Annotated in this window: 9 protein-coding genes and 1 pseudogene; 2 read left to right on the forward strand and 8 right to left on the reverse strand. The window is 72.4% G+C overall.

All coding sequences use genetic code 11. The features are described 5' to 3' along the window. Nucleotides 1-10 precede the first annotated feature (10 nt). From AN218_RS07790 to AN218_RS07805, 4 genes are all read right to left on the reverse strand, one after another. Nucleotides 11-811 carry a carbon-nitrogen hydrolase family protein gene (locus AN218_RS07790; RefSeq protein WP_070016031.1) on the reverse strand — a complete coding sequence of 267 codons (801 nt, stop codon included), beginning with the start codon at nucleotides 809-811 and terminating at the stop codon, nucleotides 11-13. Nucleotides 812-1,099: 288 nt separating this feature from the next. Next, entirely contained in the window at nucleotides 1,100-1,555 is a 456-nt protein-coding gene (locus AN218_RS07795; RefSeq protein ID WP_070016032.1) for an Lrp/AsnC family transcriptional regulator, read from the reverse strand. A gap of 10 nt (nucleotides 1,556-1,565) precedes the next feature. Next, the gene (locus AN218_RS07800) at nucleotides 1,566-3,059 is read right to left on the reverse strand and encodes an amino acid permease (protein ID WP_070016033.1); all 1,494 of its coding nucleotides are present in this window, start codon (nucleotides 3,057-3,059) and stop codon (nucleotides 1,566-1,568) included. A 149-nt stretch (nucleotides 3,060-3,208) separates the two neighbouring features. Next, nucleotides 3,209-3,925, reverse strand: coding sequence for a class I SAM-dependent methyltransferase (locus AN218_RS07805; RefSeq protein ID WP_070016034.1), 717 nt, complete (start codon nucleotides 3,923-3,925; stop codon nucleotides 3,209-3,211). A 188-nt stretch (nucleotides 3,926-4,113) separates the two neighbouring features. Here AN218_RS07805 and AN218_RS07810 point away from each other — a divergent pair, with 188 nt between their 5' ends. Further along, a complete protein-coding gene (locus AN218_RS07810; protein ID WP_070016035.1) occupies nucleotides 4,114-4,524 on the forward strand; it encodes a hypothetical protein in 411 nt (136 codons plus the stop codon). A 121-nt stretch (nucleotides 4,525-4,645) separates the two neighbouring features. On the opposite strand, the gene AN218_RS07815 is transcribed toward AN218_RS07810, so the two are convergent. Further along, entirely contained in the window at nucleotides 4,646-6,082 is a 1,437-nt protein-coding gene (locus tag AN218_RS07815) for a GuaB1 family IMP dehydrogenase-related protein (RefSeq protein WP_070016041.1), read from the reverse strand. A gap of 325 nt (nucleotides 6,083-6,407) precedes the next feature. On the opposite strand from AN218_RS07815, the gene AN218_RS07820 reads away from it, so the two are divergent. Further along, entirely contained in the window at nucleotides 6,408-7,082 is a 675-nt protein-coding gene (locus tag AN218_RS07820) for a GntR family transcriptional regulator (protein WP_216311733.1), read from the forward strand. Here AN218_RS07820 and AN218_RS07825 read toward each other — a convergent pair. The 3 genes and pseudogenes from AN218_RS07825 to AN218_RS39015 all read right to left on the reverse strand — a co-directional run. Beyond that, nucleotides 7,043-8,755, reverse strand: coding sequence for an L-lactate permease (locus AN218_RS07825; protein WP_070016037.1), 1,713 nt, complete (start codon nucleotides 8,753-8,755; stop codon nucleotides 7,043-7,045). The genes AN218_RS07820 and AN218_RS07825 overlap by 40 nt on opposite strands. Nucleotides 8,756-8,792: 37 nt before the next feature. Then, nucleotides 8,793-9,284 (reverse strand): (Fe-S)-binding protein, encoded by a 492-nt coding sequence (locus AN218_RS07830; RefSeq protein WP_420855948.1) that lies wholly within the window; start codon nucleotides 9,282-9,284, stop codon nucleotides 8,793-8,795. Between the two features lie 58 nt (nucleotides 9,285-9,342). Next, nucleotides 9,343-9,447: pseudogene (locus AN218_RS39015) on the reverse strand (heterodisulfide reductase-related iron-sulfur binding cluster); the annotation flags it as partial. Nucleotides 9,448-9,560 lie beyond the last annotated feature (113 nt).

Here is a 9,560-nt window from a genome sequence, read left to right on the forward strand (position 1 = left end):
CGCGGGCGGGTCAGACGGTGTACAACTCGGGCCGCCGGTCGGTGAGATAGCCGTTCCGCTCGCGCGAGGCACGGAGCAGCCCGGTGTCGACATCGGCGATGAGCAGCGCCTCGTGGCGCCCGGCCCGTACGGGCACGCTCCCGTCGGGTGCGGCCAGCGCGCTGAGCCCCGCGAAGTCGAACTCGCCCTCGCACCCTGCCCTGTTGGCGTACGCCACATAGAGCTGGCTCTCCCAGGCACGCGCCGGCAGCAGCGTCTGAGCCACGATGTCGTACGGACGCATCAGCGCCGTCGGCACGATCAGCAGCTCCGTACCGGCGAGGGCGTGCGCGCGCACCGCCTCGGGGAACTCCACGTCGTAGCAGACGAGCAGCCCGGCCCGTACGCCCGCCAACTCCGCCTGTACGACGAGGCGTTCGCCGGGTGTGAAGTGGCGGCTCTCCCAGCCGCCGTACAGATGCGTCTTGCGGTAGCCGGCCAGCGGCGCGCCGTCCGCCGCGACGAGCGCGGCGGAGTTGTACAACTGCCCGCTGCCCGGGTCGCGTTCGGGATAGCCGTAGACGACGGCGATGCCGTGCGCGGCGGCGATGCGGGAGAGGGCGCGGGCGGAGGGTCCGTCCGCGGGCTCGGCACGCTCGGCGACGTCCTCGCCCAACGCATAGCCGGTCAGGGAGAGTTCGGGCGTGACCAGCAGTCCGGCGCCGCGCGCGGCGGCCGTGCGGGCGGTCTCGTCGAGCGCGGCGAGCGAGTCCTCGACGCTCCGGGGCACCCCGGCGGGGGCCTGGTGCAGGGCGATGCGCAGCGACGGCATGGGGACCTCTGGCGTGCTCGGGAATACGGCATGAGGGCGCGGCGGCGCCCGTGACCGTACGGACGTACTCGGGGCGGCGCTCCCGTCCGGTGGACCTCCGGCGCCGGTGCGGTCCGGTACGGAAGGCCGTCCGGAACGCGCCGTCCGGGAACACTTCGACGGTACGGGCCCCTGACCAGGGCGGACAAGACACAACCCTTGCGTCTCACGGAGCGTTCTGTTGCGTCCTGCGGGCGCCTCGCGGCGTTTTGTTGCGCGGCGCCGTACCGACGCTCGTGCCGGGAGCGGCTAGCGCGGCGCCCCCGCGGTGTAGCGGCGCAGCAGCGGCGAGAGCACCAGCACGGACTTGGTCCGCTCGACGAACGGTTCGCCCGCGATCCTCTCCAGCACCTGCTCGAAGTGGCGCATGTCGGAGGCGAAGACCTGCACGACGGCGTCGGCCTCGCCGGTCACCGTGGAGGCGGAGGCGACCTCCGGATAGCGGGCCAGCGCGCGGCGGATGTCCTCGGGACCGGTCTTGGAGCGGCAGTAGATCTCGATGAAGCCCTCGGTCTCCCAGCCGAGCGCCGCCGGGTCGACCCGTACGGTGAAGCCGGTGATGGCGCCCTCCGCCCGCAGCCGGTCCACGCGGCGCTTCACGGCGGGCGCAGAGAGGCCCACTTCGGAGCCGATGTCCGCGTAGGAGCGGCGGGCGTCCTCGGACAGTACGTGGACGATGCGCTCGTCGAGGTCGTCGAGGGACACGTCGGGCCGGTCACTCCTCTCCGCTCACGGGGGCGGTCGCAGCGCGCGGCGCGGCGTTCAGCCGGGAGCGGCGCATGCCGTATCCGAAGTAGACCACAGCGCCCACGGCCATCCAGACGCCGAACACCGCCCAGGTGACGGTGTCCAGGGAGAACATCATCCACAGGCACAGCCCGAGCCCGACCAGCGGGAAGAGCGGCGAGAGCGGCACACGGAAGGCCCTGCGCATCCCGGGCCGGGTGCGCCGCAGGACGATCACCGCGATGTTGACGAGGGCGAAGGCGAAGAGGGTGCCGATGCTGGTGGCGTCGGCGAGACGCCCGAGCGGTACGGCCGCGGCGAGCGTCCCGCAGAACGCGGCGACGATCACGGTGTTGGCGCGCGGAGTGCCGCTGCGCGGGTCGACCTTGGCGAAGACGGCGGGCACCAGGCCGTCCCGTGACATCGCGAAGAGGATGCGGGTCTGCCCGTACAGCACGGTCAGGACGACGGAGGCGATGGCGACGACGGCGCCGAAGGCGAGCAGCGCGGGCCAGAAGTCGTGCCCGGTGACGGAACGCAGGATGCCGGAGAGCGCGGCCTCGCTGCCCTCGAACCGCTGCCACGGACGGGCGCCGACGGCGACGGCCGCGACCAGGCAGTAGACCGCGGTGACCAGGACGAGGGAGAGCAGGATCGCGCGCGGCAGGTCGCGCTGCGGGTTCTTCGCCTCCTCCCCCGCCGTGGAGGCCGCGTCGAAGCCGATGTAGGAGAAGAAGAGCGTGGCGCCCGCGGCGCTCACCCCGGCCATGCCGAGCGGCATGAACGGACGGTAGTTGCCGGCGCGGATGCCCGCGGCGGCGACGGCGCAGAAGACCAGCAGCGCGAGGATCTTCACGGTGACCATCACGGTGTTGGCCCGTGCGCTCTCCTTGGCGCCGCCGAGCAGGAAGGCCATGGCGAGCAGGACGACCACCAGCGCGGGGACGTTGAAGAGCCCGCCGTCGCCGGGCGGCGCGGAGAGCGCGGCGGGCAGTCCGGCGCCGAAGACGCCGTGCAGCAGTTCGTCGATGTACTGGCCCCAGCCCACCGCGACGGCGGCCACCGACACCCCGTACTCCAGCAGCAGACACCAGCCGCACACCCAGGCGGTCAGCTCGCCGAGCGTCGCGTACGCGTAGGAGTAGGAGGAGCCGGCGACGGGGATGGTGCCCGCCAACTCGGCGTAGGACAGGGCGGAGAAGAGCGCGGTGAGGCCCGCGACGACGAACGACAGGACGACCGCGGGCCCGGCGTCGGGCACGGCCTCGCCGAGGACGACGAAGATGCCGGTGCCCAGCGTCGCCCCGATGCTGATCATCGTGAGCTGCCAGAGGCCGAGGCTGCGCCGCAGTTCACCGCCCGCGCCGTGGCCACCCTCGGAGACCAGCGCCTCCACGGGCTTGCGGCGCGTCAGCCGCCTGACGCCGGGCTGCCGCCCGTCGGGGGTCTGCGCAGCGGGCGGGCCCGCCTCCTGCTCCAGCACGGCGGTGCCTCCTCGCTGTCGGTCCGTTACGGCGCACGACCTTACGAGGCGCACGGGGCGGCCGGTAACGGGGCACCCTTGCGTGTGCGCGGCGAAACGTTGCGCGGACGGGGCGAGTTGAGGCCGATCGTTCAGCGGGGTGCGGCGTTTCAGGACACGGCGGGCGGTGTCGCCGGGCGGGCGCGGACCCAGCCGCCGTCGTCGGTGAGATAGGCGTCGGGCTCCAGACCCGCCGCGCGCAGCGCCGCTTCGAGGCGGGGACGCGGCAGCGTCTGGGAGAAGAAGGTCTGCGTCCAGCGGGCCTGTTCCGTCTCGTGCGCGAGGCACACGCGGCAGGCGTCGTCGCCCACCGGGTCGAGGGAGACGACGGTGGTGGTCATCGCGCCCCGGTTCCAGGTCTGTCCCGGCCGCATGCCCTCGCGCATTCCGTCGTGTTCGCGCTGGATGAGGACCGCTCCGCCGGGCGCGGTGTGCCGGGCGCAGGCCCGCAGCAGCCGTGAACGGTGGGCGTCGTCGGCGGTGTTGACGAGGAACGAGGCGAGCAGGACGGCGTCGAAGCGCCGCCCCAGGTCGAGGTCTTCGATGGCCGAGTGCACGGTCTCCGCGACCTCGCCGATGTGCGCGAGCATCGGGGCGGACTCGTCGACGGCGGTCACCCGCAGTCCGCCGGCCGCCAGCGCCCGCGTCATCCGGCCCGCGCCGGCGCCGAGTTCGAGAAGGGCGGCGCCGGGCGGCACGGCGCCGAGGACGACGCCGGTCTCCTCCTCGCGGGATGGAAGCTGCGCGTACAGCTCCACCGAGCAGCCGTCGCGGGTGAATTCTCCGGGTCCGGTACCTGAGTGCGCGTCACGGGTGAAAGCGGTCATGCGTGCATGGCAGCACGCGGCGCGGCGCGGGCACAGCGATTCGGACCGGGACGAAAGCCGGACTCGGGGGCGGATACGGCACTTTCGGCGTGCGCCGAAGAGCGTGGCCGCCGCCGCCTCGCACCCGGGACGATGAGTGCACAAGAAGACACGGACCGTCAACGGACGGGATCACACGGGGAGTTGCGATGAAGCGCACAGTCATCACCGTGGTCGCCGCGGCAGCGGCACTCACGCTCACGGCCGGCCACGCCCAGGCGGACACGAAGCGGGCATCGAAGACGGCGAAGCTGACCGGCTCGAAGGCCACCTGCTCGTTGCAGACCTGGCCCGGCGGCGGCCTGCCGAACGACCACGCCCGGCTGACCTGCAAGGTCAAGGACACCAAGGCCGACGGCTACGTGCCGTACGTGGTCTGGCGGGGAGACGGCTACGCCGCGACGGAGTTCGCCTTCAACCGGAAGGGCGCCGGGAAGAGCATCACGGCCTCCAGCACGAAGGCGAACCCCGACGCGGGCTACGAGACCGTCTACTTCAAGACCTGCCTGACCACGCCCGGCTGGGACCGCTGCAGCGACGAACAGCACTGGAACCTGTAGCCCGTCCCATGACGTGACGGCGTAACGGTGTGGCGGGACGGCCGGCTCTCCCGGGCAGGACCCGAACGGGACCCCGGGTGGGCCGGCCGCTGCCTCACCGCATCATCGCCGCCCCGTCCGCTCACCAACTCACGTGCAGCGGCTCGCCCTCCGCGTAGCCCGCCGCGCTCTGCACGCCCACGACGGCCCGTTCGGTGAACTCCTCCAGCGAGGCCGCGCCCGCGTACGTGCACGAGGAGCGCACGCCCGCGATGATCGTGTCGATCATGTCCTCGACGCCCGGCCGCGCCGGGTCGACGAACATCCGCGACGTGGAGATGCCCTCCTCGAACAGGGCCTTGCGGGCACGGTCGTACGCCGACTCCTCGCTGGTGCGGTGGCGTACGGCGCGGGCGGAGGCCATCCCGTAGGACTCCTTGTAGGCACGGCCGTCGGCGCTCTGCTGGAGGTCGCCCGGCGACTCGTACGTACCGGCGAACCACGAGCCGATCATGACGTTGGAGGCACCGGCGGCCAGCGCCATGGCCACGTCGCGCGGGTGCCGCACGCCGCCGTCGGCCCACACGTGCTTGCCGAACTTCCGTGCCTCGGCGGCGCATTCGAGCACGGCGGAGAACTGCGGGCGGCCGACGCCGGTCATCATCCGCGTGGTGCACATGGCGCCCGGTCCGACGCCGACCTTGACGATGTCCGCGCCGGCCTCGATGAGGTCCCGTACGCCGTCGGCGGCCACCACGTTGCCCGCGACGACCGGCACCTGCGGGCCCAGGGCGCGTACGGCGCGCAGCGCGTCGATCATGCGCTCCTGGTGGCCGTGCGCGGTGTCCACGACGAGGGTGTCGACGCCCGCGTCCAGCAGCGCCGACGCCTTGCCCGCCACGTCGCCGTTGATGCCGACGGCCGCGGCCACGCGCAGCCGTCCGGCGGCGTCGGTGGCCGGGGTGTAGAGAGTGGCGCGCAGCGCGCCCTTGCGGGTGAGGATGCCCACGAGCCGGCCGTCGGCATCGACGGCGGGCGCCAACTTGCGGTGGGCGCTGTCGAGTTGGCCGAAGGCGTCGCTCGGGTCGATGTCGGCTCTGACGACGAGCAGATCGCGGGACATCACCTCGGCGAGCTGCGTGAAGCGGTCCACGCCGGTCAGGTCGGACTCGGTGACGACGCCGACGGGCCGGCCGTCCTGCACGACGACGCCCGCGCCGTGCGCCCGCTTGGGCAGCAGCGACAGCGCGTCGGCCGCCGTCTGGTGCGGGGCGAGCGTGATCGGGGTGTCCAGGACGAGATGGCGCCGCTTGACCCAGGCGGTGACCTCGCTGACCACGTCGATCGGGATGTCCTGCGGGATGACGGCGAGGCCGCCACGGCGTGCCACCGTCTCGGCCATGCGGCGCCCGGCGATGGCCGTCATGTTGGCGACGACGAGCGGGATCGTGGTGCCGCTGCCGTCGGGGGACGCGAGGTCGACGCCCTGCCGGGAGCCGACCGCCGAGCGGCACGGCACCATGAACACGTCATCGTAGGTCAGGTCGTACGGGGGCTGCTGGTCGTTCAGGAATCGCATACCGGCTCTCTCACCTGCGTCGTCGCTCTCCGTGTGGCGGGGGCGGGGAGTGCGTGCCGGAGGCGCGGCGTCCGGGCTGAGCTCCTCCTTCATCATCCCTCCACCCTCGCGGGGAGGGCGAACCGGCCCCGCGGACGGGTTCCGCGCGGGGTTCCGGGAGCGCCCGTACGCAGCCCGTACGCGGTCCCTACGGCGGCCCGGGCGTCGTCGCGTCACGCCCGTACCCCGGCCGGTTGCACCCTCGTGCAGGGCGCATCTAGTCTCCGCGGAAACGGCTTGGACACATGAATCCATCCATGTTGGGGGGCGGCAGATGGCGCGGGCTGTGCCCACCTCCCAGCGCGCGTACCAGTACGCGAAGGAGCGGATACTCGACGGCATCCTCGCCGGTGGCGAGCTGATCAGCGAGGGCACCGTCGCCGAGGCGCTGGGCATCAGCCGTACGCCCGTGCGCGAGGCGTTCCTGCGGCTGGAGTCCGAGGGGCTGCTGCGGCTCTACCCCAAGCGGGGCGCGGTGGTGGTGCCGGTCTCCGCGAAGGAGGTCGAGACCGTTCTGGAGACGCGGGAGCTGATCGAGTCCTTCGCCGCCGAGAAGGTCGCCGCCCTGGGCCCGTCCGTTCTGGAAGGGCTGCTGGGCGAGCTGCGCGAACAGCTCCAGGAGCAGGCCGGGCTGCGCGAGGCCGGCGACGGCAAGGCGTTCGTCGCCGCCGACCAGATCTTCCACCAGCTCATCGTGCGCGCCGCGGACAACCCGATCCTGCTCGACCTGTACGCGGGGCTGCGCGACCGTCAGCAGCGCATGGGCCTGTACGCCGTCTTCAACGACGGCGACCGGCTGCGCGCCACCCACCACGAACACGCCGAGCTGGTCGGCCTGTTGGAGAAGGGCGATCTGACGGCGTACCGGGCCGCGCTGCGCGGGCACCTGCGGGGCACCCGCGCAGCGGTGCTCGGACCCCGTCAGGACAGCAGCATCCAGCCCAGTACGGACGTGGACTGAAGGAAGACCAGGACGCACATCAGCAGCAGCAGCGCCAGGCTCCAGCCCACGACCTTCCGCAGCAGTTCGGGCTCCCGTCCGCCCAGGCCCGTCGCGGCGGCGGCGATGGCGAGGTTCTGCGGGGAGAGCATCTTGCCGAGGACGCCGCCGGAGCTGTTGGCGGCGGCGAGGAGTTCCGGTGCGTAGCCGGAGTTCTTCGCGGCCGTCACCTGGAGGATGCCGAACAGCGCGTTCGCGGACGTGTCGGAGCCCGTGACCGCGACGCCCAGCCAGCCGAGCACCGGCGAGAGGAACGCCAGCGCGGGCCCGGCCCCGGCGATGAAGTGGCCGATGGTGGAGGTCTGTCCGGACAGGTTCATCACGTACGCGAGGGCCAGCACCGTGGCGACGGTGAGGATGGCCCAGCGCAACTGGTGCAGTGTGCGCCCGTACGAACGCACCGCCACACGCGGGGATATGACCAGCAGCGCCGCGGTGAGCAGGCCGCTCAGCAGCAGCATCGTGCCGGTGGCGGGCAGCCAGTTGAAGTTGAAGACCGTGGAGGCGGCGGGCTTGCCGGTGACCGGGTCGGCGACGTCCAGGCCGGGCCAGTCGAAGAGCACGGCGCCCTTCTCCAGTACGGCCTTGACGGGCGGGATCTGGCTGACGGCGAAGACGACGATGATCACGGCGTACGGGAGATAGGCGTTGAGGGCGGCGCGGCGGCTGTCCCGTACCTCGGTGACGGTGCCCGTATCCGTACCCGTACCGGCGGAGCCCGTACCCGTACCGGCGTCCGTGCCACCGGAGCCGGAGCCTGGGCCGTCGTCGGAGCCGGCACCGCCTCCGTCCTCGGCGGACGCGGGCGCGTGCGCCGGTGCCGGAATGTTCGTCGTCCGCATCACCAGGACCAGCACGCCGACCGAGACGAGCGCGGCGACGACGTCCGTGAGCTGCACGGACAGATAGTTGGACGTGACGAACTGGGCGACGGCGAAGGAGAGTCCGCACGCCAGCGCCGGCCACCACGTCTGCCGCAGACCGCGGCGCCCGTCCACGAGGAAGACCAGCAGCACCGGGACGACCGCGGCCAGCAGCGGGGTCTGGCGCCCGACCGTGGCGGAGACGTCCTCCAGCGGCAGACCCGTCAGTTCGGAGAGCGTGATGACGGGCGTACCCATGGCGCCGAACGCCACGGGCGCGGTGTTGGCCACCAGCGAGACGGTCGCGGCCTTGAACGGCTGGAAGCCGAGCGCGATGAGCATCACCGAGCTGATCGCGACGGGCGCGCCGAACCCGGCGAGCGCCTCCAGCAGCGCCCCGAAGCAGAAGGCCACGATGACGGCCTGGAGGCGCTGGTCGTCGGAGAGCTTCCCGAAGGAGCGGCGCAGGGTCTCGAAGTGCCCTGTATCGACGGTCATCTGGTACACCCACAGGGCGTTGACCACGATCCACATGATCGGGAACAGTCCGAACAGGGCGCCCAGCACAGCCGAGTTGAGGCTCTGCCCGACCGGCATGCCGTAGGCGGCGACCGCGACGAGCACGGCGGAGGCCAGCGCGGCCAGCGCGGAGAGCCACGCCTGGACGCGCAGCACGCCCAGCAGTACGAAGAAGACGACGAGCGGCAGGGCGGCGACGAGGGACGACCACCCCAGCGACCCGGCCAGCGGATCGAGTACGGGTTGGAACACGGTGCCTCCGGTGACGAGTTGGGACTCGGGGGACGGATCACCAGGGCCTGACGCCGCGTATCGAGGCGTCGACGACCTGGACGGGGTGCAGCACGGGGAGCTGCTTGCCGAGATGGCGCGAGATCTGGAGCAGACAGCCGGGGTTGGCGGTCACGACCGCGTCGGGGGACGTGGAGCGGACGTTCTCCGCCTTGCGGCGGCCGAGTTCCTCCGCCGGCTCGGGCTGGATGAGGTTGTAGACGCCCGCCGAGCCGCAGCACATGTCGGACTCGGGGATGTCGACCACCTCCAGTTCCGGGACGGTGCGCAGGACGGCGCGCGGCTGCTCGCGGACGCCCTGTGCGTGCGCGAGGTGGCACGCCTCGTGGTGTGCGAGCCGGGCCCGTACGGGGTGGCGGGGCGCCGACGGGGGCAGTTCCGCGAGGAGTTCGGAGATGTCGCGGACCTTGGCCGCGAACGCCTCGGCGCGTTCGCGGTAGTCGGGGTCGTCGGCGAGCAGCCGTCCGTACTCCTTGAGCGACGAGCCNATTGACCACGATCGCGTCGACGTCGAGCGGTTCGAAGGTGTCGATGAGCCGGCGGGCGCGCTCGGAAGCCTCCTCCTCGCGTCCCGCGTGTTCGCTGAGCGCGCCGCAACAGCCTTGTGCGGCGGGGGCGATGACGTCACAGCCCTCGGCCGTCAGCACCCGCACGGTGGCCTCGTTGACCTGGGCGAAGAAGACCTGTTGGACGCAGCCGGTGAGCAGGCCGACGGTGCGGCGGGCGGTCGCGGCGCCGGCGGGCGGTGGCGCGGCGGCGTCCGGCG

The organism is Streptomyces nanshensis (assembly GCF_001751255.1).
Taxonomy (GTDB): domain Bacteria; phylum Actinomycetota; class Actinomycetes; order Streptomycetales; family Streptomycetaceae; genus Streptomyces; species Streptomyces nanshensis_A.